Origin of the sequence: Amycolatopsis sp. NPDC051045 (genome assembly GCF_040682955.1) — a bacterium.
Classification (GTDB): Bacteria; Actinomycetota; Actinomycetes; order Mycobacteriales; family Pseudonocardiaceae; genus Amycolatopsis.
The window spans coordinates 1-25,649 of sequence record NZ_JBFBCC010000016.1 but is presented as its reverse complement, the minus strand read 5'-3'; the positions used below and the strand labels follow the sequence as shown (position 1 = coordinate 25,649).

The following is a 25,649-nucleotide window of genomic DNA, read 5'->3' as shown; positions in this document are numbered from 1 at the left end:
TCCGCCAGCAAGGTCCGGTTGAGCGCGCGGACGTTCACGCCCGGAGCCCGCGGAAGAACGCGCGGACGTCGGCCACGAGCAGCCCGGGCTCCTCCATCGCCGCGAAGTGACCGCCCTGGGCGAACTCCGACCAGTGCGCGATCTTCTCCTCGGGGTCCATGATCCGCCGGACCACCGGCGAGGTGTTGAACACCGCCCAGCCCGCCGGGACGTCCGACGGCGCCAGCCAGCCGTGGGCGGAATGGGCGGCCTCGTAGAGGAACCGGGCCGCGGTCGCGCCGCTGCGGGTGAACCAGTAGAGGCTGACGTTCGTCAGCAGCCGGTCACGGCCGACGCCGCCCTCCGGGTTCGTCCACGCCTGGAACTTCTCCGCGATCCAGGCCAGCTGCGCCACCGGCGAGTCGGTCAGCCCGGCCGCGATCGTCTCGGGCTGGTGCGACTGAAGATCCAGATAGCCGCGTCCCGCCCGCCACGCTTCGCGGGCGGCGTCCAGTTCGGACTGTTCCGCTTCGGACAGGTTCTCCGGCATCGGCAGCTGCTCGCCCGCCAGCGCGATCGTGCCGCGGTCGCTGTTGACGTGCGTGCCGATGACCCGCTCCGGGTACAGCGCGGCGAGCCGTCCGGTGACGCCCGCGCCGATGTCGCCACCCTGCGCGGCGAACCGGTCGTAGCCGAGCCGGGTCATCAGCTCGGCGAAGGCCTCGGTCGTCCGGGCGAGTTCCCAGCCGGGGCCGCTCAACGGCGTCGAGAACCCGAAGCCGGGCAGCGAGGGGACGACGACGTGGAACGCGTCCGCGCCCGGCTCGGTCAGCGGGCCGAGCACGTCGAGGAATTCGGCGATCGAGCTCGGGTAGCCGTGGGTGAGCAGCAACGGCATCGCGTCGGCCTGCGGCGACCGGAGGTGCAGGAAGTGGATCTTCTGGCCGTCGAGCACGGTCGTGAACTGCGGGAACGCGTTGAGCGCCGCCTCGTGGGCCCGCCAGTCGTAGCCGTCGCGCCAGTACTCGGCCAGCTCCCGGACGGCGCCGGCGGGCATGCCGCGGGACCAGTCCGGCTCGTCTCCGGGCACGGGGTCGGCGAACCGGGCCCCGGCGAGGCGCCGGTGGAGGTCGTCCAGCTCGGCCTGCGGGACTTCGATGCGGAAGGGGCGGATTTCGGTGGTCATGAGGAGCACGGTAGGAGCCATTGCGGAAGACTTCCTTCCGCAATTCGTGCGAAGCTCGGAGCATGTTGCCGACCTCCGCCCGCCTGCTACGCCTGCTGTCCCTGCTCGAAACGCGGCGCGACTGGACCGGCGCCGAACTCGCCGAGCGGCTGGGCGTCACCGCGCGCACCATCCGCAATGACATGGGCAAGCTGCGGGAGCTCGGCTATCCGGTCGACGCCTCCCCCGGCGTCCAGGGCGGCTACCGGCTGGGCGCGGGTGCGCAGCTGCCGCCGTTGCTGCTGGACGACGACGAAGCGGTGGCCGTCGCGGTCGGGCTGCGCACGGCCACGGGCGTCGTCGGCATCGGCGAGACGTCGGTGCGTGCCCTGGCCAAGCTGGAGCAGGTGCTGCCGTCGCGGCTGCGGCACCGGGTGCGGGCGCTGCAGGCCGCGACGGTCACGGTGCCCGGCACCGGCCCCGCCGTCGACCCGGACGTGCTGACCGCGATCGCGGCGGCGATCCGGGCGAGCGAGCGGCTGCGCTTCGACTACACGAGCCACCACCGCACGCCGAGCCGCCGCGACGTCGAGCCGCACCGGCTGGTCGGCTGGGGACGGCGCTGGTACCTCGTCGCCTGGGACACCGCCCGGGACGACTGGCGCACCTTCCGCGTCGACCGGATGACGCCGAAGACCCCGAACGGCCCGCGCTTCACCCCGCGCGAGCCCCCGGAGGGTGACGTCGCCCAGTTCGTCCAGCGCAGCGTGGGCGCGGCGACGTGGCGGTTCCACGCCCGCGTGCGGCTGCACGCACCGGCGGAGCACGTGCGGGCCCGGCTGCCGATCGCGGTCGACGTGACGCCCGAGGGCCCGGACCGGTGCGTCGCGGAGGTCGGATCCGACCACGCGCAGATGCTGGGGCTGTACCTCGGGCTGCTCGAAGTGGACTTCGAAGTGCTCGACGCGCCGGAGCTCGCCGCGGAACTGGCGAAGACCGGCGAGCGGTTCCTGCGGGCCGCCGGCGCGGGGAGGGGCCGCGAATGACTTGTCCGTGACCTCCGCGCCGAGTGTCCCGCCACCCACATCCTGGGCACGCTGGGCTCGTGCCGCCGCGTCTGCCACGATCGGGCCATGACCACCCGGGCCGATGGTCCACAGAGGACGGACGCGCGCGGGGTCCGGCGCAGCGCCAGCGCGAGCGCGGTCCTGCGGGCGGTGCTCGACGGCGGGCCGATCGCGCGCAGCACCATCGCGCGGCGGACGGGGCTGTCCGCCGCCGCGGTCACCGGGCACACCGCCGAGCTGGCTCGTCTCGGGCTGTTGCGCGAGCTCTCGGGGGCTGAACCCCGCCGGAGCGTCGGACGACCGCACGTGCCGGTCGACCTCGACACCGGGCGGCACGTCGCCGGTGCGCTGCACCTGGCCGTGCACCACGCCACCGTCGCCCTGCTCGACGTGCGCGGCAATGTGCTCGTCCAGCACGAAGAACCGCACGACGGCCTGGCCGCGGAAGACCTGCTCGCGCGCGCCGCCGAGATCCTGGACGACCTCCTGCTCGGGCACGCCCCGGACCGCGAGCCGCTCGGCCTCGGCGTGGCCACCGGCGGCTGGGTCGACCGGGCGTCCGGCACCGTGGTCGAGCACCCGCTGCTGGGCTGGCGGAACGTGCCGGTCCGCGACCTGCTGGCCGCCGGCACCGGGCTGGCCGTGGAGGTGGACGGGCACGCGCGGGCCCTGGTCCACGCCGAACGGCTCTTCGGGGACCCGCGGGCCAGGGACAGCGTCGCGCAGCTGTTCACGGGCAACGTCGTCGACGCCGCCTTCGCCACCGGCACCGGCGTGCACCACGGGCCGCGCTCGGCCGCGGGCGCCGTCGCGCACCTGCCGGTCGACGGCAGCACCGAGCCGTGCCGCTGCGGGCGCACCGGCTGCCTCGAAGCCGCCGTTTCGGAAGCAACGCTCGCCCGCAAAGCCGCGGAAAGCGGACTGATCGAGCGCCCGGACTTCCCGGAATTGCTCGCGCTCGCCGTTTCCGGCCATTCCGCGGCGGTGCGGTTGTTCCACGAACGCGCGCGGCTGATCGGCCAGGCGGCGGCCCTTCTGCTCGACGTGCTCAACCCGGCCGTGCTCGTGGTGGTCGACCGCAGTGTAGCCCGGGTGCCCGGCTGCCTTCCCACCATCCGGGACGAGGTCCGCCACCGGTCACGCTGCCCCGGTCCGGCGGAAACCGTTGTGGGCACGAGCTTCCCGGGCACGGAGCTGGCGACGGCCGGGGGCGCGGTGCTCTTGGACGTGCTCTACGACGACCCGCTCGGTCCACTCCTGACCGGGTTGCCGCGCGCTTCGTGAATCGGCACGCTTGAACCGGCACGTCTTGAACCGACGGAGTTATTTCACGAACTCGCAAAATTGACCGTCCGGCCGGCGACCGCGAAGAATTGCGGAATCCCCGCCGACTCCCGGAACGGACGAAACCACCGTGAAGAAAACCCTGCCCCTGTTCGCCGCCGCCGCGGTGCTGCTGGCCGGCTGCGCTTCGGCGACGGCCACCGGTGCGCCCGGGCAACCCGAGAAGCCGGAACTGCGCTACCAGGGCAGCGCGAACGCCGTGACCCTGCCCGAACTCGCCGAGGACCTGGGCTACTTCGGCCCGGTCAAGCTGAAGTGGGTCGGCAACACGATCAGCGGCCCGCAGGACATCCAGTCGGCGGCCACCGACCAGACCGACTTCGGCGGCGCCTTCACCGGCGCGGTCGTCAAGCTCGTCGAAGCCGGGGCGCCGGTCAAGGCGGTCGTCAACTACTACGGCTCCGATGACCAGGCCTTCATCGGCTTCTACACCAGGGCGGACAGCCCGGTCCGGACCGCCCGCGACCTGATCGGCAAGAAGGTCGGCGTCAACACCGCCGGCGCCAACCTCGAGGCCGCGCTCGACACCTGGCTCGAGGGACAGGGCCTCTCCGACGACGAGATCAAGCAGGTGCAGCTCGTCGTCATCCCGCCGGTGAACGCCGAACAGGCGCTGCGCAACGGCCAGCTCGACGTCGCCGCACTCCAGGGGATCCTGCAGGACCACGCCCTCGCGGCCGGCGGGGTGCGCCCGCTGTTCACCGACGTCGGCGCGTTCGGGCCCTACAACGGCGGCCCGTACGTGCTGCGCACCGACTTCATCAAGAAGTACCCGGAGACCGCGAAGATCTTCGTCTCCGCCGTGGCGCGGGCGATCGAGTGGGAGCGCACGACACCGCGCGACGAAGTGATCGCCCGCTTCACGAAGATCATCAAAGCCCGCGGCCGCAACGAAAGCACCGACACGCTGAAGTACTGGAAGAGCGTCGGCATCACCCGCGGCGGCCTGATCTCCGACCAGGACTACACGCGGTGGGAGCCGTGGCTGAAGCAGGAGGGCTACCTCAAGCACGACAAGATCGACACCTCGAAGCTCTATACCAACGAGTTCAACCCGTATCGCGACGGCGCTCCGGCGGTGACGAAGTGATCAGCATCCGCTCGGTGACCAAGACCTTCGGTGCGCTGACCGCGCTCGACGACGTCTCCCTCGACATCGCCGACGGCACGTTCCTGTCCCTGGTCGGCCCCAGCGGCTCGGGCAAGTCGACGCTGCTCGACCTGCTGGGCGGGCTCGCCACCCCGACCTCGGGCGAGGTGCTCATCGACGGCGAGCCGGTGCGCGGTCCCGGGCTCGACCGCGGGGTCGTCTTCCAGCAGTACGCGCTGTTCCCGTGGCGCACCGCGCGGGCCAACGTCGAGTTCGGCCTCGAAGGCGGGACGCTCGGGAAGCGGCAGCGGGCCGAGCGGGCGCGCGAGTACCTCGCCCTGGTCGGGCTGTCCGGCTTCGAGGACCGGTACCCCCACGAGCTGTCCGGCGGGATGAAGCAGCGCGTCGCGATCGCCCGCAGCCTCGCCTACGACCCCGCCGTGCTGCTGATGGACGAGCCGTTCGCCGCGCTCGACGCCCAGACCCGCGAGCAGCTGCAGGAGGAGCTGCTGCGGATCTGGCGCCGCACCGGCAAGACGATCGTGTTCATCACCCACGGCATCGACGAAGCCGTCTACCTGGGACAACAGGTCGCGGTGCTGACGTCGCGGCCCGGTCGGCTCAAGGCCGTGGTCGACGTCGACCTCGGCGACCGCACCGGGGACGTGCGCTCCGGCGCGGCGTTCGGGCGGCAGCGCCACCAGCTGTGGGAACTGCTGCACGACGAGGTCCGCAAGGCGGCCGAACACGAACGGAGCGCGGCCCGATGACGACCACCCTCGAGGCACCGGCCGTCCACACCGGACCGGACGCGAAGCCGCGGACCGGCAAGCCGAAGTGGTGGCGGACGAGATTCACCCGGGCGGTGCACGCGTCCGCCGCGGTCGTGCTGTTCGTGGCGCTCTGGGAGCTCGTCCCCCGGTTCGTGCTCGACGAGGGCACGCGGACGTTCCTGCCGCCGCTGTCGGAGGACCTGCAGGCACTGGGGGAGCTCGCGCTCGACGGCGAACTCGCCGACCACCTGCTGGCCAGCGTCGGGCGATCCGCCGCCGGGTTTGCCATCGCCGTCGCGATAGCGGTGCCGCTCGGGCTGCTGATCGGCTGGTACCGGCCGGTGGCGCGGTTCCTGCAGCCGCTGCTGGAGCTCGCCCGCAACACCGCCGCGCTGGCGTTGCTGCCGGTGTTCACGCTGCTGCTGGGCATCGGCGAGCTGTCGAAGGTCAGCCTCGTGGTGTACGCCTGCGTGTGGCCGGTGCTGCTCAACACGATCGCCGGGGTCAACACGGTCGACCCGCTGCTGGTCAAGGCGGCCCGCTCGCTGGGGCTGTCGAGCCCGCGGCTGTTCCGGAAGGTGATCCTGCCCTCGGCGGTGCCCACGGTGTTCACCGGCATCCGGATGGCGGCGTCCTATTCGATCCTGGTGCTGGTGGCCGCGGAGATGGTCGGCGCGAAGGCCGGGCTCGGCTACCTGATCAACACCAGCCAGGTGAACTTCCAGATCCAGCAGATGTACGCCGGGATCATCGCGGTCTCGCTGCTCGGCGTGCTCGTCAACTCCGGCTTCGTCGTCCTCGAACGGCGATTTTCCACCTGGCGTCCGAAGGAGACCCCATGATGCACCTCAACGCGTTCGTGATGCCGAACGGCCACCACGAAGCCGCGTGGCGGCACCCCTCGACCGACCCGCACCGGGCCCGGACGCTGCAGCACTACGCCGACATCGCCCGCACCGCCGAGCGCGGCAAGCTCGACTCGCTCTTCCTCGCCGACGGCGTCGCCCTGTGGGGCAACGTGAAGCACAACTCCCACAGCCACTTCGAACCGCTGACGCTGCTTTCGGCGCTGGCCGCATCCACGGTCCACATCGGACTGATCGCGACCGCGTCGACGACCTACAACGAGCCCTACCACCTGGCCCGCAAGTTCGCCTCGCTCGACCACCTCTCCGGCGGCCGCGCGGGCTGGAACATCGTCACCTCGGCGGGCATCGACGAGGCCCGCAACTTCAACCTGGCCAAGCGCCCGTCGCACGACGCGCGGTACGCCCGGGCCGAGGAGTTCGTCGAGGTCGTCAAGAAGCTGTGGGACAGCTGGGACGACGACGCCGCGGTCGTCGACCGGGCGCGCGGCGTCTACGCCGACACCGGCCGCATCCGCGCGATCTCCCACGACGGGCCGCACTTCCAGGTGCAGGGACCCCTCAACATCGAGCGGCCGGTGCAGGGACACCCGCTGCTCGTGCAGGCCGGGTCGTCGGAGACCGGCAAGGAGTACGCGGCCCGCCACGCCGAAGCCGTCTTCACGGCGCAGCAGACTTATCCCGAAGGCAAGGCGTTCTACGACGACGTCAAGGGCCGGCTCGCGAAGTACGGCCGGACACCGGACGAAATCAAGATCCTCCCCGGCATCTCGCCGATCCTCGGCCGCACCGAAGCCGAAGCCCGGGCACGCGAAGCCGAGCTGAACGCGCTGATCATCCCGGACTACGGGCTGCGGCAGCTGTCGAAGATGCTCGACCACGACCTCACGGGTCAGCCGCTCGACGGCCCGCTGCCCGACGTCGGCAGCTTCACCGAAGGCGGCCAGAGCCGCTTCGACCTCGTCGTGGGCCTGGCCCGGCGCGAGGACCTCACCATCCGGCAGCTGCTCGAACGGCTGGCCGGCGGGCGCGGGCACCGCGTCTTCGCCGGCACCCCGGTCCAGGTCGCCGACGAGCTGGAGGCCTGGTTCCGCGGCGGCGCCGCGGACGGCTTCAACGTCATGCCGCCGACCCTGCCGGGCGGGCTCGACGACTTCGTCGACCTCGTCGTCCCGGAGCTGCAGCGGCGCGGCCTCTTCCGCACCGAGTACGCCGGCACCACCTTGCGCGAGCACTACGGCCTCGCGCGGCCCGTCAACCGCAACCGAGTGAAGGAGCCCGCATGACCACCATCGGCACCGACGTCCGCAAGCTCACCGGGAGGATCGGCGCCGAGATCGTCGGCTTCGACCCGGCCGGCGACCTCGACGCCACGCAGGTGGCCTTCCTGACCGACGCGCTGCACGAGCACAAGGCGCTGGTGTTCCGGAACGTCCGGCTCGACGACGAGGGTCAGCAGCGGTTCGCCGCCCGCTTCGGCGAGCTGACCAAGGCCCACCCGACGGTGCCCGCCGCCGAGGGCGCGCCGACGATCCTGCCGGTCGACAGCGAGCAGGGCAGCGCCAACCACTGGCACACCGACGTCACCTTCGTGCTCAACCCGCCGAAGGCGAGCACCCTGCGCAGCCTGGTGGTGCCGCCGTACGGCGGGGAGACGCTGATCGCGAACGCCGCGGCGGCCTACCGCGACCTCCCGGAACCGCTGCGCGCGTTCGCCGACACGCTGCGGGCGGTGCACACCAACGACTACGACTACGTCCGGCCGCCGGAAACCGTGGACGAGAAGGAGCGGGCGCGGCGGGCCCGGTTCGTCTCGCGCAAGTACCGGACCGTCCACCCGGTGGTGCGCGTGCACCCGGTGACCGGCGAGCGCGGCCTGTTCATCGGCGGGTTCGCGCAGCGGATCGAAGGCCTGCCGGTGGCCGAGTCGCGGGATCTGCTGCGGCTGCTGCAGTCCTACGTCACCCGGCCGGAGAACGTCGTGCGCGTGACGTGGGAACCGGACCAGCTGGTGCTGTTCGACAACCGGATCACCCAGCACTACGCGATCGGCAACTACGACGGCCTGCCGCGCCGGCTGAACCGCGTCACGGTGGCCGGCGACGTCCCGGCCGGCATCGACGGGCGGTCCAGCGAGTCGCTCGAAGGCGACGCTTCGCACTACACCTCCGTCGCCTAGCCAGGGCCCGTCCGCACCCGGGCAACCGGGTGCGGACGGGAAGGGAGTGGGCGGCCCGGTCACCGCCCGTTCCGGGCCAAGTCCCGGAAGGAGTCCCACGCCCGGCTGACCAGCGCCGGGTGCGTCCGCAGGTCGATCGCCGTGCGCGCCAGGGCCGCCGCCGAAGCCAGCATCGCCGCCCGGCCCCGCGGGCTCGCCGCCGCCTCCGCGAACTCCGGGGTGTGATCCGACTGCTCTTCCGCCGTGATCGCGACGAACGGGTGGATCGCCGGGACGCGGACGCTGACGTCGCCGATGTCCGACGACCCGAGGTAGACCCCCGGTGCCGGCGGGGTCGCGTGGATCCCGCACGCCGCCAGGTGCTCGGTGAACCGCTCCGAGAGCACCGGGTTGTCGCGGAAGTGCGCGTACCCGCGCCCGAGGCGTTCGACGTCGGCCTTCGCCCCGGTCGCCAGCGCGGCCCCTTGGGCGCAGGTCGCGACGTCCTCGACCAGGCGGTCCAGCGCTTCGGTCGTCAGCGCGCGGAGCCCGAACCGGCCTTCGGCGCGCTCGGGGACGATGTTCGTCGCCTCGCCGCCGTGGGTGATGATCCCCTGCACGTGGGACCCGTGGGGCAGCCGCTGGCGCAGGGCGGAAATCGCCCCGAACGCCTGGATCAGCGCGGCGAGGGCGTCGATGCCGTGCTCCGGGTCGCCGGTCGGGTGAGCTGCCCGGCCGTGGAAGGTCACCTTCAGCTCCACCTGCGCGGTCAGCGGCGCCCACGACCACGAGTGGACCCCGGGGTGGACCATCAGGGCCGCGTCGACGTCGTCGAAGACGCCCGCCGCGGCCATGGCGACCTTGCCGCCGCCGCGCTCCTCGGCCGGGGTGCCCACCGCGAGCAGGGAGCCCGGGCTGTCCCCCAGGACCTCCTTGGCGGCCAGCGCGGCCCCCAGGCCGGCCGCGGCGATCAGGTTGTGCCCGCAGGCGTGGCCCAGGCCGGGCAGGGCGTCGTATTCGAGCAGCAGCGCGACGCACGGCCGTCCGTGGCCGGCGCGGGCGACGAACGCCGTGGGGAGCCCCGCGACCCCCGTCTCCACCTCGAAGCCGTCCGCGGCCAGCTCGCGCGTGAGCCGGTCCGCGGCCGCGTGCTCCTCATAGGACAGTTCCGGCCGCTCGTGCAACGCGGTCGCCACGGCCCACAGCCGCTCGTCCAGGTGCTCGATCCGCTCGTCGGCCCGCTCGTGCAGCTCCTCGTGCCATTCCATGCCCTCCGGGATACCCGCACCACGCTCGGTCACACAACCGGGCGTGTTTCGGGCGGGCCGGCTCCGGCTACTCCGGCGCAATGGACCACAGCAAGGCACCGGTGCTCGAAGCGCTGCGCGACTACCACAGCGCCGGCTACGTTCCGTTCAACGCGCCCGGCCACAAGCAGGGCCGGGGCATCGACCCGCGGGTGCTGGAGGTCGTCGGCGCCGACGTGTTCCGCTCCGACGTCATCGCGCTCAACGGCCTCGACGACCGCCTGATGCGCCACGGCGTGCTCGCCGAGGCCCAGGAACTGATGGCCGACGCGGTCGGCGCGGACCACACCTTCTTCTCGACCTGCGGCAGCTCGCTTTCGGTGAAGAGCGCGATGCTCGCCGTCGCGGGCCCGCACGAAAAGCTGCTGGTGCCCCGGCACGTGCACAAATCGGTGATCTCCGGGCTGATCGTCAGCGGCGTCCAGCCGGTGTGGGTGCGCCCGCACTGGGACGCGGAGCGGCACCTGAGCCACCCGCCGGGCGTGCGGGAATTCGCGGAGGCGTACGAAAGCGACCCCGACGTCAAGGGTGCCTTGGTGGTGACCCCGACCGACTACGGCACGGGCGGCGACCTCCGCGCGATCGCGGACTGGTGCCACGACCACGGGCTCCCGCTGATCGTCGACGAGGCGTGGGGCGCGCACCTGCCGTTCCACGACGGCCTGCCGCCGTGGGGCATGGACGCGGGCGCCGACGTGTGCGTCACCAGCGTGCACAAGATGGGCGCCGCGGTGGAGCAGAGTTCGGTGTTCCACCTGCAGGGCGACCGCGTCGACCCGAACGTGCTGAAGGCACGTGAAGACCTGCTGGGCACGACCAGCGCGAGTTCCCTGGTCTACGCCGCGCTCGACGGCTGGCGGCGGCAGATGGCCGAACAGGGCAAAGAGCTGCTGGACGGTGCGCTGACGCTCGTGGAGTCGGTGCGCGGCCGGCTGGGCGAGCTCGGCCTGACCGTGCTGCACGACGAATTCCTCGGCCCGGATCTCGCCCACTCGGTCGATCCCCTGAAGGTCGTGCTCGACCTCGATCCGCTGGGCATCAGCGGCTACCAGGCCGCCGACTGGCTGCGCGAGCACCAGCGCGTCACCGTCGGCCTCTCCGACCACCGCCGGATCGTGGCCCAGTTCAACCATTCGGACGACGAGAAGACGGCGGGCACGCTGGTCGACGCGCTCGACGCTTTGGTGAAGGCCGCTCCTTCGTTCGAGACGCCGCCGAAGGTGGACCTGCCGTCGCCGCGGGAGATGGAGCTGGAGACGGCGATGCTGCCGCGCGACGCCTTCTTCGGCCCGGCCGAGCAGGTGTCCGTGGCGGACGCGCCGGGCCGGATCGCCGCGGAGATGATCACGCCTTATCCGCCCGGGGCGCCCGGCGTCCTGCCCGGCGAGGTGATCACCAAGCCGATGCTCGACTACCTGCGCAGTGGGCTCAAAGCGGGCATGCAACTGCCCGACCCCGCGGATTCGGAGCTCGAGTCGATCCGGGTGGTCGCGAAGCAGTGACGAAAGTGCCCGGCGGGTGTAGCACCCGCCGGGCATTCCGGAAAGCGATCAGGCCTTGGCGCTCTTGAGTTCGAGAGGGTTCTTCGGCGCCTTCGGGCGGGCGTCGATCATCCGCTGCCCCAGTTCCTGCAGCTGCTTGCGGCCCATCGCCGAGCGGACCTCGGGGAACCACTCGTCCTCTTCTTCTTCGACGTGGTGGCGGACGTTCTCGGTGAGCACGGTGACCTTCGCGTCGAAGGTCTCGTCCTTCGGGTCCATGCCGATCAGCTCGGACAGCATCCACACCACGACGTGGTGCTCCTCCACGCTTTCCAGGACGTGGTCCTTCGTCTCCGGCACGGCTTCCCGCGCGGCCGGGTAGAAGATCTCTTCCTCGATGTAGGCGTGGACGGTCAGCTCCTCGATGATCGAGTCGGCGATCCGGCGCTTCTCGTCGTACGCGTCTTCCCCCGCCTTTTCGAATTGCTTGAACAGCTTCTCCACGGTCTTGTGGTCGTTCTTGAGCAGCACGATCGCGTCGGTCGACATCAATGTCCTCACGGTGTGGCCAGGTCCCGCAGGGCGACCTGGGAGTTCTCCAGTTCCTTCGTCATCAGCAGAGCCACGGTCCCGGCGTGCGCCAGTGCCCGGCCGGCCTCCCCCACCGTGGCCCACGTCGCGGCGACCGCGTCGGTGCCGGGGCGGACCACCCGGCCGGCCAGCAGACCGTCCTCCAGCCGCTCCTGCAGGGCGGGCAGCAGGTGGGTGAGGTCGTCGGCCAGCAGCCGCAGGGCGCCGAGCACCCGGTACATCTCGGCCGGGGAGTCGAGCTCGCCGTCGCCGACGCAGCGCGACAGGCGACGCACGGTGGCTCCGGCGTCGGCGGCCAGCAGCGACGGCGAAGAGGCGGCGCTCGGGTTCATGAGCGCCCGGATACCCGCTCCCGGCCGAAGGAAACGCCGTTTGCCCGATCCCCCGTCCGGGTATTCAGGCGGTCCCCGACCTCCAGGAGAACATCGGTGAACGACCAGACCGGCGACGTGCTGACGTTCGGCATCGAAGAGGAGTTCTTCGTCGTCGACCGCCGTGGCCACCTGTCCCAGGCCGGCGACGACGTCGTCGACGCCGCCGAGGCCGCCGGCGACGAGCAAGGCGAGCTGCAGCACGAGCTCACCCGGGCACAAGCCGAGGCCGCCACCGACGTCTGCCGCACCCACGCCGAAGCCCTGCGCCAGCTGCGCGGCCTGCGCGGCGACCTGGGCGGCGCCGCGCGACGCCGCGGATACCGGCTGCTGCCCGCCGCGGCCGCGCCGCTGTTCGAAGCGGACCCGCCCGTCATCACGCCGAACCCGCGCTACGAGCGGATGGCCGAGCACTTCGGCGCCACCGCGCGGACCTCGCACACGTGCGGCTGCCACGTGCACGTGGCGATCCCGGACAAGGAGACCGGCGTCGGGGTCCTGAACCGGATCCGGCCGTGGCTGCCCGCCCTGCTCACCGTGACCGCGAACTCCGCGATCTCCGACGGCTACGACACCGGCTACTGCAGCTGGCGCTACCAGCAGTGGAGCCGGTGGCCGTCGGCGGGCCCGCCGCCGCGGTTCGCGTCGCTGGACGAGTACGAAAGCATCGTCGACGGCTGGCTGCGCGCGGGCTCGATCCTCGACCGCGGGATGATCTACTGGGACGTCCGGCTGTCGGACAAACAGCCGACGCTGGAATTCCGCATCGGCGACGTCGCCGCGACCCCGGAAGACGCGGTGCTGCTGGGCGTGCTGGCCCGCGGCCTGGTCGCCACCGCGCTGGCCGACGACGCTCCCCCGCCCCACCTGCCCAACGAGGTGCTGCGAGCCCAGCTTTGGCGAGCCTCGCGGGAAGGCGTCACCGGCTGCTGCCCGCACCCGAAGAGCGGGGACCTCGAACCGACCAAGGCGGTGCTCGACGACCTCGTCGAGCTGACGGCTCCGGCGCTCGAAGCGGCCGGGGACCTCGACTTCGCCCGCGAAGGAACGGCCCGGCTGGCCGCCGAAGGCGGCGGCGCCGACCGGCAACGGCGCCGGTTCGCGGAGCGGGGCCGCGCCGAGGACGTCGTCGACCTGCTGGCGGGTGACTAGCGCACCGGCAGGCCCGGTCCCCGGAGGCGGTCGAGCAGCTCGAGCGCCCGGATCGCGGCTCGCGAGCCCCCGGGGTCGACGACCAGGTGGACGCCGGCGGCTTCGGCTCGCCCCTGGGCCCGCAGCAGCACGCGGATGCCCGCGGCCCCCAGGAACCAGACCTTCCCGAGGTCGACCCGCAGGACGCCGGGACGCGCCCGGACGTGTTCGTCCAGCAGGGCCGCCAGCCGGGCCGCCGTGCACAGGTCGACTTCGCCCGTGACCTCCACGACGACCGCGTCGGGGCTCTTCCACCGGATCCGGCTCTCCAGACCGCCGTCGGACGGGGTGCGCGGTGCAGGCAGCCGGTGCGTCGGCGGGGGATCCACCCCGGCCGCGCGCAGCTGGTCGTGAGTCGTCATGGGTGCGAAGTACCCCTGGCGAGCTCGCCGCGAAACAAGCTCGGCGTCCCGGTGCATTTCCGCCACCGGAACGGGTACCCCGGCCGGACGCCCGTCCGGAAGGAGCCCGCCCATGCCCGACGGCCCGCCCACGATGGGTGTCGAAGAGGAGTTCCTCCTCGTGAATCCGCGCACGGGGCACGCGTCGCCGTGCGCGGAACCGGTGCTGGCCCGCCACCGCCACCACGGCCCGCTGCCCGACGGTGTCCGGGTGCACCGCGAACTGCGGCTCACCCAGCTCGAAGCCGCCAGCGGCGTCTGCACCACGGCGGAGGAGCTCCGCGACCAGCTGACCGCCGCGCGTCGCGTGCTGGCCGGCGCCGCGGCCGCCGAGGACTGCGCGCTCCTGGCCACCGGCACGCCGGTGGGACCCGGACCGGCCACGCCGCCGCCCGCGAGCACCGGCCGCTACGCCGAGATCGACGCCGTCTACGGGGCCGTCGTCACCGACTACGAAGCCTGCGGGTGCCACGTCCACGTCGGGGTGCCCGATCCCGACACCGCGGTCGCCGTCGTCAACCACCTCGGCCGGTGGCTGCCCACGCTGCTCGCCCTGTCGGCCAATTCGCCGTTCGACCACGGGCGCGACACCGGCTACGACAGCTGGCGGATGGTCCTGCAGTCCCGCTTCCCCGGCTCCGGCGTCGCGCCGCACCTGCGCGGGCACGCCGAATACCGACGGGCGGTGGAGACGCTGGTCGACTGCGGCGCACTCGTCGACCCGGACCAGACGTTCTGGCTGGCCCGCCCGTCCGGCCGGTTCCCGACGGTCGAGTTCCGGGTCGCCGACACCGCGCTGACCGTCGACCACGCCGTGCTCCAGGCCCTGCTCAGCCGGGCGCTGGTGCAGCGGGCGCTGAGCGACCTCGCCGAAGGCCGCGAAGCCGCGCCGCTGTCCCCGCAGGTGGCCGCGGCCGCCGTGTGGGCCGCGGCGCGCCACGGCCTCGCCGGGCAGCTCGTGGACGCCGCCGACGAGACGCGGCGGCCGGCGTGGACGCTCGTCGAAGAGCTCGTGACGCACGTCCGGGCCTCGCTGGAGGACAGCGGTGACCTGGCCGAGGTCCGGAAGCTGGTCGATGCGGTGCGCGCCGAGGGAACCGGGGCGGCGCGGCAGCGCGCGCTCGCCGATCGCGGCACGGCGGCCGCGGTGCGGTGGCTCACCGCGGCGACCGTGCCGGTGAGGCATGGATCGCTGCTCACGGGGTAGCCGGGATCATGACGACTTCCACCACCGCCTGGGCGGCCACCCTGCCGGTCGCCCGGGGCCCGCTTTCGGAGTCCGTACTGGGGATTCTCCTGCGTGAGCACCCGCGGGCGGATCTGGACTTCGACGGTCTCGCGGACGCCGACCCGCTCGGCGACGACCTCCAGCTGGCCCTGCACCTGTGCTACGAACTGCACTACCAGGGCCTGCCGGGCGTGTCCCCCGACTGGGAGTGGGACCCGGAGCTGCTGCGCCTGCGCGGCGCGCTGGAGGCGCGGTTCCTCGCCGCGCTGCGCGAAAACGTGGCGGGCGGGGACGACGTGGCGGGCGAACTCGACGCCCTGCTGGTCGAGCCGATCGACGTCGAAGGCGTTTCGCACTACTTGCGCGACCACGGCGACTGGGCGCAGGTGCGGGAGTTCTTCACGCACCGCTCGATCTACCACCACAAGGAAGCCGACCCGCACGCGTGGGTGATCCCGCGGCTGCGCGGCCGGGCGAAGGCCGCCCTGGTGGCGGTGGAGTTCGACGAGTTCGGCGGCGGCCGCGCGGAGTTCGCGCACGCGCGCCTCTACGCCGACCTCCTGCGCGCGGCCGGCCTGCCCGACGGGTACCTGGAGCTCATCGACCAGGTGCCCGGCGCGATGCTGGCGGTGGTCAACATGATGTCGCTGTTCGGCCTGCACCGGTCGCTGCGGGGCGCGCTGTGCGGGCACTTCGCGGCGGCGGAGATCACGACCGCACCCTCCGCGCAGCGGATGGACCAGGCACTGCGGCGCCTGGACGCGCCGGAGGCGTGCCGGTTCTTCTACACCGAGCACATCGAAGCGGACGCGGTCCACGAGCAGGTCATGCGCCACGACGTGCTCGGCGACCTGCTCGAGCAGGAGCCCGAGCTGGCCGCCGACGTCGTGTTCGGCATCCAGGCGACCGAGTTCCTGGAGGGCCGCTTCGGTGAGCAGGTGCTGAGCCGCTGGAAGGCCGGGAAATCCTCGCTGCGGGACTGACGGCTGCGGGACTGACGCGAAGATGGCCTCCCGTTCCGCCGGGAGGCCATCCGAGAGTCAGCTGCCGTCGTCCGCCTGCGTACGAACCCGCTTGCGGTGACTGGTGTCGCAGAAGGGAAACCGCTTGCTCCGCCGGCACGCGCACACGGCGACCAGGAACCGGTCCGACCGCACGAGCTCGCCCTCGGGAGTGCACAGCTCGACCGGCCCCTCCACGAGGACGGGGCCGCCCGGGACGACGGTCACGCGGCGGGGACCGCGCTCACCGGTCGGCACGGAGCACCACCAGCTCTTCCGCCCGCTGACCGGGCTCGATCAGCCCGGTCGCCTCGAGGAACTCCGTCCGTCCGGAAAGGACCGGGCCGAACGGGATCCAGGCGCGCCGGGCGATCGAAGTCCGCAAGCCCTGCGCGGCCAGCAGTTCCCGCGACTTGTCCACATCGGACAGCGCCGACTGCACCAGCAGCATCGTCCCGCCCGGGCGCAGGAGCGTGCCCGCGGCGGCGCACAGCGGGTCCAGCAGCGCCCGGCCGTCCGGGCCCGCGTCCCAGCCCCGGGTGGCCCGGACCGTCGGCGCCGGGGACGGCACGTACGGCGGGTTCGCGGCGACGACGTCGAACGGTCCTTCCCGCAGTGCTCTGGCGAGGCCTCCCCGGCACGGGCGCACGGCGAGCTGCCGGACCAGCGCGTTGAGCCGCGCCGACGCCAGCGCGCGGCGCGAAAGGTCGACGGCCAGCACGGTTCCCGCGCCGCGGCGGGCCAGGGTGATCGCCTGCGCGCCGGTGCCGGTGCACAGGTCGAGGGCCCGCGCGCCGTCCGGGATCGCCAGCTCGGCGATCGCCGAGGCGAGCAGGGCGGTGTCTTCCTGCGGGCGGTACACGCCGGGCAGCCGCAGCATCCGCGGGGCGGGCGGCACGGGCCGGGGGATGACGGACCGGGCGGCCAAGGGGCCCGGGCGGACGGGTTCCGCCGACGTGGTCATCTGGGTCTCCTTCACTCGCCGCAGTCCCGGCGCGATCGCCGGTGGACAACCGCGTCGGCCCCCGGCTACCCGGCGATGATCGCGGCAAACGGAACGTCGCCCCGTGGGTTGAGCGGGGCCGGGTGGGGTATCCGGTCCGGAAAGGACCATGAAGGAGGGCCCCGAAATGACGTCCGAGGACCGCACGCAGCACCCGACCGAGCCCGCCGAAGGCCCCCGTGGTGACGACCCGCACGGCAACTCGCCCGAGGCGCAGCGCGAGACGCTCCGCGGCGAGCAGGGCACGTCCGGCGGGGACGAGCACGACGACAGCGACCCGCAGTCGGGCTGAGACAGTCAGGCTGAAAAGCCGAAGCAAAGCGGGGGTCGCGGCCGGACAGTCCGGCCGCGGCCCCCGCTTTTCGTTCCCGGCTCAGTCTTCGGCGAATTCGAACGGCAGCGCGTCCACGCACGCCTGGTACTTCTGCACCATCTCGTGTTCGGTGTGCCCAGCGACGAACAGGTGCGCCAGCTCGAAGCTGTAGCTGTCCTGCTCCGGCAGGTCGGACAGCCGCTGACCCACCTCCGGCACGATCTCGATCTGCGTGCCGTCGATGCGTTCCTGCACCGCCGCGATCTCCTCCGGGGTCGGCACGCGCGTCACCACGCCGTCTTCGAAGCGGCGCAGGTACCACTTGCCGGCGATCTGGTAGGTGCCCTTGCGGGGACGACGGCCGGGGTCCTGGCCCAGGCCGAGGCGGACCATGATCTCGTGGTTGGCGACGCCGTCGACGAACTCGAACAGCTCCGCGTGCGACTGCGAGTGCCGCGGGTTGATCTCCAGCAGCGCCACCTGGCCGGACTCCGGGTCGCAGAAGAACTCGATGCTGAAGGTGCCGTTGTCGAAGCCGATCTGCTTCATCACCCGCTCGGCGACGTCGCGCATCCGCTGGACCGGCTCCTCCCCCAGCTGCGACGGGTACTGGTGGCGCAGGAACGACGAGCTGTCCGGGTAGTTGATCGAATCGAGGGCACCGTAGACGACGACCTCGCCGCGGTACACGTAGCCCTCCACGGCCGCCTGGACGCCCTGCAGGGCTTCTTCGGCCAGGCACGCGGCGCCGCCGACCCGGGCGATCTCCGGGGGAAGGTCGACCTGCTCGAGCACGTAGCCGAACGGCTCCCCCACACGCCCGACGCCGGCCCGGATCTCGGCCACGGCGTCGGCGAATTCGGCGTCGTTCTCCGCCTTGAAGGCGAGCTCGGAGGAGAACGACTTGACCGGCTTGAGCCACATCGGGTAGCCGACGCCCTCCGGCGGGGTGGGTGTCCCGGCGTCGAGGTCGACGATGCCGAAGTTCGGCAGCTCGTCGATCACCTTGCTCTGCTCGAGCCGGCTCCAGTACTTGTGCTCGCACTTCAGCACCGCCTCCAGCGACACGCTGGGAAGGCCGAGGCGGGCGCACAGGATGGGCACGAGCGACGCGGCCGGGAAGTCCCAGTAGCTGACGATCGCGCCGACGTCACCGTCGAACGCGTCGAGTTCGTGCTGCGCCGTCTTCAGGAGCGCTTCGAAGTCGATTTCGCCGTGTTGCAGCTCTTCGGGGGTCAGCAGGCCGTGGAACCGGTAGCTCCCGGCCCACGGCAGGCGGTCCAGAACGCGCTGGTTCTCCTCGTCCAGGCCGATCACGAAGATGTCGGTACTCATGCGGAGGGGCTACCCGACGTGCCGAGCGGCTGAAACGGGCCGGATGGCCGGTTTGATCGGGCCCTCAGCGGGCATCCGCTGGCATGACAGCCCTGCCCGAGCCGCTTTCGCTGTGGGTCGAGACCGCCCCCGCCCCGGATCGCACCGGCGTGCCGGTGCCCGAATCCGCCGACGTCGCGGTACTGGGCGCGGGCATCGCCGGGCTCACGACCGCGTTGCTGCTCGCCCGCGCCGGCCGGTCGGTCGTCGTGCTGGAGGCCGAGCGGGTCGCGGCCGGGGTGTCCGGCCACACCACCGCGAAGGTCAGCGCCCAGCACGGCGCGAAGTACGCGGACCTGACGTCCCGCCACGGCGCCGGAGCCGCGCGGGCCTACGCCGGAACCCAGGCGGCGGCGTGCGAGTGGATCGCCGCCACCGCGGCCGAACTCGGCATCGACTGCGGTTTCACCCGCGCGGACAGCTACGTCTACACGACGCGGGAAAGCACCGTGGATGCCCTGAAGCGGGAGGCGGACGCGGCCGCCGCGGCGGGCCTGCCCGCGTCCTTCACCGAGGACGTCGCGCTCGACGTGCCCGCGCTCGGCGCCGTGCGGACCACCGGACAGGCGCACTTCCACCCGCGCCGGTGGCTCCTCGGCCTGGCCGCCGAAATCGAACGGGCTGGCGGCACCATCGTCGAGCACGCCCGGGCGACCGCCCTCAACGGGCAGACCGTCCGCACCTCGCGAGGCGACGTCGTGGCGGGCGATGTCGTCGTCGCGACCCACTACCCCGTGCTCGACCGCGGGCTGTACTTCGCCCGGCTCGACCCGGTGCGCGATCTCGTCGTCGCGGGCCCGGCGGCCGGGAACACCGCACCGGAGGGCATGTTCCTCGACGCCGACACGCACCACTCCGTGCGCGGGTACACCGAGCAGGGCACGCCGATGGTGATCGCCGGCGGCGAGCACTACCGCGTGGGCGCGCACGTCAACGTCGAACGCCGGTACCGGCGGCTCGCGGACTGGGCGGACGCGCACGCCGGCCTGCACCGCGTGACCCACCGCTGGTCCGCGCACGACATGTCCACGCCCGACCTGCTGCCCTACATCGGCCGCTACCTGCCCGGGACCGGGAACCTGTGGGTGGCCACCGGGTTCGGCCAGTGGGGCATGACCGGCGGCACGGCCGCGGGCCACGTGCTGGCGGCGCGGATCCTCGGCGAGCCGCACCCGGCCGCGGACCTGTTCGACCCCAACCGCTTCGACGCCCGGTCCGTGCTCGGGGTGGCCCAGGACAACCTGACCGTCGCGAAGTACCTCGTCGGCGACCACGTCGCCGCGCTGTGGCGGTCCGAGAAGCTCGACGACCTGCGGCCCGGGGACGCCGAGGTCGTCCGCGTCGGCGGCGAGCTCGTCGCCGCCCACCGCGACGAGGCCGGGAAGCTGCACACCGTCGGCGCCCATTGCACCCACCTGGGGTGCCTGGTTTCGTTCAACGACGCGGAGAAGACCTGGGACTGCCCGTGCCACGGCTCGCGGTTCGGCGTGGACGGCGAAGTGGTGCAGGGCCCGGCGGTCCGTCCGCTGCGCCGCGGCCCGGAATGAGCCGGAGGGGACGTTCCTCCCTCTGCTGCGAGGAACGTCCCCTCCGGGCTCGGGCTGCTAACCGGCCGCGAGCTTCTTGCCCGCGTCGTAGAGCAGGTGCAACGCGTCGGCCACACCCACGGCGGTCAGCACCGTGGCCGCCAGCCGGGTCGGCCGCGGGGCCAGCACCAGGCCCGCGGCCAGCCCGGTGCCGATCCAGACGTTCAGGCAGAACGGGCACGACAGCAGCTCGCCCGCCGCGTGCTCGACGTGGCCCTGGCCGGGCACGGACTCGTTCAGCTCGGTGGCGCCCGCCGCCTCCTCGTACCGGGTGAACGGGGCTCGCAGCGGGCTCGTGACCGCCGCCTTCGCCAGCATGCGGCTGGCCTTGAACGTCGCCGTGCCGAGCAGCACCGTGTCCCCGGCGCCGAACCGGCGGGGCAGCCCGGCGCCGAGGAGGCGCCCCAGCACGGTCAGCCCGCCGACGAAGGCGGCGTAGGCCCCCATCGCGCCGACGTAGCCGGCCAGCGGCCGGTCGGCCTCCCCGGCGTAGTCGCGCTGAACCTGTTTCGCCTTCTCGGCGACTTCCTTGACCACGCTCATGCGTCCGCCGATCCGGGCTCGGTCATCTTGGCTTGCTGCTTCGCCTTGGCCTCGTCCGGCAGCACCCGCGAAGCGGCCGCCTGGAGCTTGTTCTTCGCACCGGCGACGACCTTGTCCTCCCCGGCCATCAGGGCTTCGAACCCGGCTTCCGCGACTTCGGCCGCCGGTTCCTTGGGGCCGGCGCCGAGCTTGGTGTCCTCCATGTCCGCGCGCTCGAAGAACTCGGTGTCCGTCGGGCCGGGCAGCAACGCCGTCACGGTCACGCCCTTGTCCTTCACCTCGCCGCGCAGGCCCTCGGAGAACGACGTCAGGAACGCTTTCGAAGCGGCGTAAACGGCCTGGTACGGCCCGGGCGACGTGCCGGCGATCGACGAGGTGAACAGCACCCGGCCGTGGCCGCGGCCGACCATGCCGGGCACGACCAGCTTGGTCAGGTGCACCGCCGAGCGCACGTTCAGGTCGACGACCGTCAGCTGGTCCTCCAGCCGCGTGTCCCCGGCGAACTCGCCGTTGACGCCGACGCCGGCGTTCACGGCCAGTGCGTCCACCGGGCGGTCCGCGAGGTGCCGGACCAGCTCTTCCACTCCGTCCGGGGCGGCGAGGTCGGTGCGAACCGCTTCGACCCGCGCCCCGCAGGCGCGGACCTCGTCCGCGGCCGCGGTGAGCTCGGCGTCCTCGGCGGCCAGCACGAGGTCGAAGTCGTGCCGGGCGAACTGCTTCGCCAGCTCGAGCCCGATCCCGCTGGACGCGCCGGTGACGACGGCCAGCGGCCTGGTTGCGGTGGTCATCCGTGCTCCTTCCGGTGCTTTTCGGGCTGGCTACCCACCGCGGCGGGGCGCAACCATGGTTTCCCGGTACGCCGGGCGGGTATTTCGCGGCGGTGGGACGCACCAGACTCCGGCGCAGTGACCTGCGCGGCCCCGGCATCAAGCGGATCCGTCGCGGCCGCGGGTTCTCCTATGCCATGCCCGACGGCTCGCCGGTGACCGACCCCGAGCTCCTCGAGCGGATCAAGGGGCTGGTCATCCCGCCCGCGTGGCGGAACGTGTGGATCTGCCCGTACCCGAACGGGCACGTCCAGGCGGTCGGCACCGACGACGCCGGGCGGCGCCAGTACCTCTACCACGAGCAGTGGCGGCGGGACCGCGACGAGGAGAAGCACGACCGCGTGCTGCAGATGGCCCGCCGGCTGCCCCAGTGGCGCGCCCAGGTCGAGGCCGATCTGGCCGGCAGCGGCCTGACCCGCGAGCGGGTGCTCGCGGCGGCGCTGCGGATGCTCGACCGGGGCATCTTCCGCACCGGCGGCGAGGAGTACGCGGAGGAGAACGGCACCCACGGCGCCGCGACGCTGCTGCGGGAGCACGCCGCGGTCCGTGGCGACGAGTGCCGCTTCTGCTACGTCGCCAAAGGCGGCCTGAACCGCGAGGTGGCGATCTGCGACGCGGAGCTGGCTTCGGTGCTGAAGGCGCTGCTGCGCAGCCGGTCGGGCAGCGACCGGCTGCTCGTCTACCGCGCAGGCGGCACCTGGCACGAAGTGCACGCCGCCGACATCAACGAGCGGTTCAAGGAACTGGCCGGCGAGGACTGCACGGCCAAGGACATGCGGACCTGGAACGCGACGGTGCTGGCCGCGGCCGCGTTCGCCGCGGCGGACCCACCGACGTCGGAGACCGCCCGCAAGCGCGCGGAGGCGAACGTGATGAAGGAGGTCTCGAAGGCGCTCGGCAACACCCCGGCGGTCTGCCGCTCGTCCTATGTGGACCCCCGGCTGGTCGAGGCCTACCGCGAGCAGCGGACCATCGCCCCGGCCCTGAAGCGCGCGGCCCGGCTCGACGGCGACGAGGCACGGGCGGTGCTGGAGCGGGCCTGCGCCCGGCTGCTCAACGCGTCTTGACGATTGGAGATCACCCGGGCGGGGAAGTCACCCGGGGAGGCAGCGGACCCGCGAGCGGCAGGGGGCACGGTGAGTGAACGTCAATCCATCCGAACGTGTACTGGCCCGCGACCACGCTCATCCGGGAACCTGGGGACGATGACCACCGAAGCCTCCCCCGTGCGCTGGCGCGCGTCGATCGGCCTCGCCGTCGGCGGCGACGGCCCGGTCTCGAGCATCGTCGAGTCCGACCACGGCAGCGAAGGCTCCGCGCGCGAGTGGATCGAGCGGAAACTCCCCCGCACGCGCTTCCCGGCCTGGATCCCGCCCGCCCGCCGAAGCGACGGCGTCGAGCTGTTCGGCCGGGTGGCGCGGGGAAGGATCGTGACGGGCCGCCTGGTGCCGACGTGGGAGTCGGACGCGAGCACCGCGGTCTGGCACGCCGACCGGGCGGGAGACCACGTGTCGTGGCGCCGCTGCCCGGCGGGCGAACGCTGAAAACTGCTGGCGCCTACCCGCACCGCTGACACCGGCTCGGCCCGCGCGAGCGACCAACGCGGGTTCCGCGACCCAGCGCACCGCGCCGCGGGCCCAGCCGAGCACGCCGCGCCGCGAGCGCAACCCCAGCACACCGCACCGCGAGCCCAGCCCCAGCCACCGCACCGCACCGCACCGCACCGCACCGCGAGCCCAGCACGCCGCGCCGCGCCGCGCCGCGGGCCCAGCCCCAGCACACCGCACCGCACCGCGGGTCGTCTGGCGCCGCCGCCGAACGCTGGGGCTTGGCCGAGACCACGAACACCGGCCGCCTGCGTCACTCTCCCCACACGAATGGGCTCTTTCCTGGCGTCCGTCGCCGGGAAAGAGCCCATTCCTGTCGTCAGGCCGCGCCCACGTCCTCGCGCAGCAGGCAGAACTCGTTGCCCTCCGGGTCCTGCAGCACCACCCACGACTCTTCGCCGGTCTGGCCCACGTCGGCCGGGCGGGCGCCGAGGGCCGTCAGGCGGGCCAGTTCCGTCTGCTGGTCGCCGCCTGCCGGGCTCACGTCCAGGTGCAGCGGGAGCTTGCCGCGGCGCGGGTCGTCCGTGCGGGCCAGGATCAGCGTCGGCGGGCCCTGGCCGAACCGGGCGCCGGCCGGGCCCAGTGCCAGGCCGTCCGGCTCGTGGCCGATCACCTCGTAGCCGAGGACCGCGCACCAGAACTCCGCCAGCCGGTCGGGGTCGTGGCAGTCCAGCACCAGTTCGGTGATCCGGCAGGCCATCCGCTCACTTCCGTTCCGACTCCGCCACCGCCGCGGCTTCATCGTCGTCCATCGCCTTCGTGTCCCGCGGCGGCAGGAACGGCTCCTCCTGGTCCTCCTCGCGCCCCGCCTCGATCGTGCGGCCGCGAGCCAGCTCCGCGTCCAGCTCGGCCCCCAGCAGGATCGCGAGGTTGGAGATCCACAACCATACAAGGAACACGATCACCCCGGCCAGCGAACCGTAGGTCTTGTTGTAGGAACCGAAATTCGCGACGTACAGCGCGAACCCCGCCGACGCCAGCACCCACAGCACCACGGCCAGCAGCCCGCCCGGCGTCAGCCACCGGAACGACGGCTGCCGGACGTTCGGCCCCACCCAGTACAGCAGCGCGAACGCCACGCTGACCAGCGCGGCGATCACCGGCCACTTCGCGATCTCCCACACCAGGATCCCGGTCGACCCGAGCCCGATCAGATCACCGATGCGGCGCGCGACCGAGCCCGTCGCGACCACGCCCAGCGCGCACATAGCCAGCAGCGCCACGATGCCGACCGTCAACGCCACCCGCAGCGGGATGACCTTCCAGATCGGGCGGCCTTCCGGCATGCCGTAGATCGCGTTCGACGCCCGCATGAACGCGCCGATGTACCCCGACGCCGTCCACAGCGCGCCGAGCAGGCCCAGGATCGCCACCGGGCCGGCCAGGCTCCGCGAGCCCGTCAGCTCCTTGATCGCGCCGACGATGATGTCCTTGCCCTGGCCGGGCACGACCTGGTTGACGTTGTCGATCACGGTCTGGATCTTGTCCGGGCCGAGCAGGCCGAGGATCGCGGTCAGCACGATGATGCCCGGGAACAGCGACAGGACACCGTAGTAGGTGAGCGCCGCGGCCCAGTCGGTCAGGTTGTCCCGGTTGAACTGCTTGAAGGTCCGCTTGAGGACCGCGCCCCACGACCGCTTCGACAGCTTGCCCGGTCCTTCGGGTCCTTCTTCTCGTCTGGCCACCATCGCCACCTCCTGCTCCGTCCCGCGGGCATACCCGGTCGGGGAGTGGGTATGCCTGTTTCGTCACCGAAAGCAGGAGGAAGCCGTGCCCGAGGTCAGCCGCGTGATCGACGTACCGCCCGACGCCGTGTTCGCCGTGCTCGCGGACGGCTGGCTCTACGCCGGCTGGGTGGTCGGCAGCTCGCACATCCGCGACGTCGACGACGACTGGCCCGCGGTGGGCTCGCGGATCCACCACAGCGTGGGCCCGTGGCCCGTGCACATCCAGGACGTCACCGTGGTCCGGGCGGTCGAGCCGGGCCTGTCGCTGTCGTTGGAGGCCCGCGGCTGGCCGCTGGGCGCGGCCGCGGTCGGCCTGACGCTGGTTCCCCACGGCGACGGGCAGACCCTGGTCCGGATGACCGAGCACATCGTCCGCGGCCCCGGCAAGGTGCTCCCGGCGGCCGTGCAGGCGCTCATCGCGAAGCCGCGCAACACCGAGTCCCTGGCCCGGCTCGCCGACCTCGCCACGGGCAAGCACGCCCGCGCGAAGAACGGGCACCCCCGCCCCTGACCATCCCCGCGCAGTCCGTGAAGGCCACATCAACGGACGTAGAGTCCGTGAAGGTGGCTCGGAGTCATGGGGTTGTTGCAACACCGCTTGGAGGAAGGGGTGGTTGTGATGGCTCGGGTGCGGAAGTTCCGTTGGTTGCCGCGGT

Annotated in this window: 28 protein-coding genes; 16 read left to right on the top strand and 12 right to left on the bottom strand. The window is 72.6% G+C overall.

Features of this window, described 5'->3' with window-relative positions; genetic code table 11:
- Positions 1–34: 34 nt before the first annotated feature.
- Complete coding sequence (locus AB0M80_RS31600; RefSeq protein ID WP_364572610.1) at positions 35–1,174, bottom strand: epoxide hydrolase family protein; 1,140 nt, start codon at positions 1,172–1,174, stop codon at positions 35–37.
- Positions 1,175–1,227: 53 nt separating this feature from the next.
- Here AB0M80_RS31600 and AB0M80_RS31595 point away from each other — a divergent pair, with 53 nt between their 5' ends.
- From AB0M80_RS31595 to AB0M80_RS31565, 7 genes are all read left to right on the top strand, one after another.
- Positions 1,228–2,190 carry a YafY family protein gene (locus AB0M80_RS31595; RefSeq protein ID WP_364572246.1) on the top strand — a complete coding sequence of 321 codons (963 nt, stop codon included), beginning with the start codon at positions 1,228–1,230 and terminating at the stop codon, positions 2,188–2,190.
- A gap of 87 nt (positions 2,191–2,277) precedes the next feature.
- Positions 2,278–3,495 (top strand): ROK family transcriptional regulator, encoded by a 1,218-nt coding sequence (locus tag AB0M80_RS31590; protein WP_364572244.1) that lies wholly within the window; start codon positions 2,278–2,280, stop codon positions 3,493–3,495.
- A gap of 130 nt (positions 3,496–3,625) precedes the next feature.
- Complete coding sequence (locus AB0M80_RS31585) at positions 3,626–4,645, top strand: ABC transporter substrate-binding protein (RefSeq protein ID WP_364572242.1); 1,020 nt, start codon at positions 3,626–3,628, stop codon at positions 4,643–4,645.
- The gene (locus AB0M80_RS31580) at positions 4,642–5,415 is read left to right on the top strand and encodes an ABC transporter ATP-binding protein (RefSeq protein ID WP_364572240.1); all 774 of its coding nucleotides are present in this window, start codon (positions 4,642–4,644) and stop codon (positions 5,413–5,415) included. Before AB0M80_RS31585 ends, AB0M80_RS31580 begins: the two co-directional genes overlap by 4 nt.
- A complete protein-coding gene (locus AB0M80_RS31575; RefSeq protein ID WP_364572238.1) occupies positions 5,412–6,260 on the top strand; it encodes an ABC transporter permease in 849 nt (282 codons plus the stop codon). Before AB0M80_RS31580 ends, AB0M80_RS31575 begins: the two co-directional genes overlap by 4 nt.
- A complete protein-coding gene (locus AB0M80_RS31570) occupies positions 6,257–7,570 on the top strand; it encodes an LLM class flavin-dependent oxidoreductase (protein WP_364572236.1) in 1,314 nt (437 codons plus the stop codon). The genes AB0M80_RS31575 and AB0M80_RS31570 overlap by 4 nt, the downstream gene beginning before the upstream one ends.
- Positions 7,567–8,463, top strand: a complete 897-nt coding sequence (locus AB0M80_RS31565; protein ID WP_364572234.1) for a TauD/TfdA family dioxygenase — start codon at positions 7,567–7,569, stop codon at positions 8,461–8,463. Before AB0M80_RS31570 ends, AB0M80_RS31565 begins: the two co-directional genes overlap by 4 nt.
- Positions 8,464–8,522: 59 nt before the next feature.
- Here AB0M80_RS31565 and AB0M80_RS31560 read toward each other — a convergent pair whose 3' ends face one another.
- On the bottom strand, positions 8,523–9,710 hold the full coding sequence (locus AB0M80_RS31560; RefSeq protein ID WP_364572232.1) for an amidohydrolase: 1,188 nt from the start codon (positions 9,708–9,710) through the stop codon (positions 8,523–8,525).
- An 80-nt stretch (positions 9,711–9,790) separates the two neighbouring features.
- Here AB0M80_RS31560 and AB0M80_RS31555 point away from each other — a divergent pair, with 80 nt between their 5' ends.
- Positions 9,791–11,251, top strand: coding sequence for an ornithine decarboxylase (locus AB0M80_RS31555; RefSeq protein WP_364572230.1), 1,461 nt, complete (start codon positions 9,791–9,793; stop codon positions 11,249–11,251).
- Positions 11,252–11,299: 48 nt separating this feature from the next.
- Here the strand turns inward: AB0M80_RS31555 and AB0M80_RS31550 are convergent, their stop codons facing one another.
- A complete protein-coding gene (locus AB0M80_RS31550; RefSeq protein WP_364572228.1) occupies positions 11,300–11,779 on the bottom strand; it encodes a hemerythrin domain-containing protein in 480 nt (159 codons plus the stop codon).
- An 8-nt stretch (positions 11,780–11,787) separates the two neighbouring features.
- Positions 11,788–12,153, bottom strand: a complete 366-nt coding sequence (locus tag AB0M80_RS31545) for a hypothetical protein (protein ID WP_364572226.1) — start codon at positions 12,151–12,153, stop codon at positions 11,788–11,790.
- A 96-nt stretch (positions 12,154–12,249) separates the two neighbouring features.
- Here AB0M80_RS31545 and AB0M80_RS31540 point away from each other — a divergent pair, with 96 nt between their 5' ends.
- Positions 12,250–13,344 (top strand): glutamate--cysteine ligase, encoded by a 1,095-nt coding sequence (locus AB0M80_RS31540; protein ID WP_364572224.1) that lies wholly within the window; start codon positions 12,250–12,252, stop codon positions 13,342–13,344.
- Here the strand turns inward: AB0M80_RS31540 and AB0M80_RS31535 are convergent.
- Entirely contained in the window at positions 13,341–13,745 is a 405-nt protein-coding gene (locus AB0M80_RS31535; protein WP_364572223.1) for an STAS domain-containing protein, read from the bottom strand. The genes AB0M80_RS31540 and AB0M80_RS31535 overlap by 4 nt on opposite strands.
- A gap of 112 nt (positions 13,746–13,857) precedes the next feature.
- On the opposite strand from AB0M80_RS31535, the gene AB0M80_RS31530 reads away from it, so the two are divergent.
- Both AB0M80_RS31530 and AB0M80_RS31525 read left to right on the top strand, forming a co-directional pair.
- A complete protein-coding gene (locus AB0M80_RS31530) occupies positions 13,858–14,991 on the top strand; it encodes a glutamate--cysteine ligase (protein ID WP_364572221.1) in 1,134 nt (377 codons plus the stop codon).
- A gap of 8 nt (positions 14,992–14,999) precedes the next feature.
- Entirely contained in the window at positions 15,000–15,995 is a 996-nt protein-coding gene (locus AB0M80_RS31525) for an iron-containing redox enzyme family protein (RefSeq protein WP_364572219.1), read from the top strand.
- Between the two features lie 57 nt (positions 15,996–16,052).
- Here the strand turns inward: AB0M80_RS31525 and AB0M80_RS31520 are convergent, their stop codons facing one another.
- Both AB0M80_RS31520 and AB0M80_RS31515 read right to left on the bottom strand, forming a co-directional pair.
- On the bottom strand, positions 16,053–16,271 hold the full coding sequence (locus AB0M80_RS31520) for a CDGSH iron-sulfur domain-containing protein (RefSeq protein WP_364572217.1): 219 nt from the start codon (positions 16,269–16,271) through the stop codon (positions 16,053–16,055).
- Complete coding sequence (locus tag AB0M80_RS31515; RefSeq protein ID WP_364572215.1) at positions 16,258–16,977, bottom strand: methyltransferase; 720 nt, start codon at positions 16,975–16,977, stop codon at positions 16,258–16,260. The genes AB0M80_RS31520 and AB0M80_RS31515 overlap by 14 nt, the downstream gene beginning before the upstream one ends.
- Before the next feature lie 166 nt (positions 16,978–17,143).
- Here AB0M80_RS31515 and AB0M80_RS31510 point away from each other — a divergent pair, with 166 nt between their 5' ends.
- Positions 17,144–17,308 (top strand): hypothetical protein, encoded by a 165-nt coding sequence (locus AB0M80_RS31510; protein ID WP_364572213.1) that lies wholly within the window; start codon positions 17,144–17,146, stop codon positions 17,306–17,308.
- An 81-nt stretch (positions 17,309–17,389) separates the two neighbouring features.
- On the opposite strand, the gene AB0M80_RS31505 is transcribed toward AB0M80_RS31510, so the two are convergent.
- A complete protein-coding gene (locus AB0M80_RS31505; protein WP_364572211.1) occupies positions 17,390–18,664 on the bottom strand; it encodes an ATP-grasp domain-containing protein in 1,275 nt (424 codons plus the stop codon).
- Positions 18,665–18,747: 83 nt separating this feature from the next.
- Here AB0M80_RS31505 and AB0M80_RS31500 point away from each other — a divergent pair, with 83 nt between their 5' ends.
- Entirely contained in the window at positions 18,748–20,250 is a 1,503-nt protein-coding gene (locus AB0M80_RS31500; protein ID WP_364572209.1) for an FAD-dependent oxidoreductase, read from the top strand.
- A 57-nt stretch (positions 20,251–20,307) separates the two neighbouring features.
- Here the strand turns inward: AB0M80_RS31500 and AB0M80_RS31495 are convergent, their stop codons facing one another.
- The gene (locus AB0M80_RS31495) at positions 20,308–20,832 is read right to left on the bottom strand and encodes a DUF1360 domain-containing protein (RefSeq protein ID WP_364572207.1); all 525 of its coding nucleotides are present in this window, start codon (positions 20,830–20,832) and stop codon (positions 20,308–20,310) included.
- Positions 20,829–21,620 carry an SDR family NAD(P)-dependent oxidoreductase gene (locus AB0M80_RS31490; protein ID WP_364572205.1) on the bottom strand — a complete coding sequence of 264 codons (792 nt, stop codon included), beginning with the start codon at positions 21,618–21,620 and terminating at the stop codon, positions 20,829–20,831. Before AB0M80_RS31490 ends, AB0M80_RS31495 begins: the two co-directional genes overlap by 4 nt.
- A gap of 92 nt (positions 21,621–21,712) precedes the next feature.
- On the opposite strand from AB0M80_RS31490, the gene AB0M80_RS31485 reads away from it, so the two are divergent.
- Together AB0M80_RS31485 and AB0M80_RS31480 are read left to right on the top strand one after the other, a co-directional pair.
- A complete protein-coding gene (locus AB0M80_RS31485; protein WP_364572203.1) occupies positions 21,713–22,726 on the top strand; it encodes a DNA topoisomerase IB in 1,014 nt (337 codons plus the stop codon).
- A 138-nt stretch (positions 22,727–22,864) separates the two neighbouring features.
- The gene (locus tag AB0M80_RS31480) at positions 22,865–23,203 is read left to right on the top strand and encodes a hypothetical protein (protein WP_364572201.1); all 339 of its coding nucleotides are present in this window, start codon (positions 22,865–22,867) and stop codon (positions 23,201–23,203) included.
- Positions 23,204–23,585: 382 nt separating this feature from the next.
- Here AB0M80_RS31480 and AB0M80_RS31475 read toward each other — a convergent pair whose 3' ends face one another.
- Both AB0M80_RS31475 and AB0M80_RS31470 read right to left on the bottom strand, forming a co-directional pair.
- Positions 23,586–23,966 (bottom strand): VOC family protein, encoded by a 381-nt coding sequence (locus tag AB0M80_RS31475; RefSeq protein ID WP_364572199.1) that lies wholly within the window; start codon positions 23,964–23,966, stop codon positions 23,586–23,588.
- A gap of 4 nt (positions 23,967–23,970) precedes the next feature.
- The gene (locus tag AB0M80_RS31470; RefSeq protein ID WP_364572197.1) at positions 23,971–24,954 is read right to left on the bottom strand and encodes a YihY/virulence factor BrkB family protein; all 984 of its coding nucleotides are present in this window, start codon (positions 24,952–24,954) and stop codon (positions 23,971–23,973) included.
- An 82-nt stretch (positions 24,955–25,036) separates the two neighbouring features.
- On the opposite strand from AB0M80_RS31470, the gene AB0M80_RS31465 reads away from it, so the two are divergent.
- Positions 25,037–25,504 carry an SRPBCC family protein gene (locus AB0M80_RS31465; protein ID WP_364572195.1) on the top strand — a complete coding sequence of 156 codons (468 nt, stop codon included), beginning with the start codon at positions 25,037–25,039 and terminating at the stop codon, positions 25,502–25,504.
- Positions 25,505–25,649 lie beyond the last annotated feature (145 nt).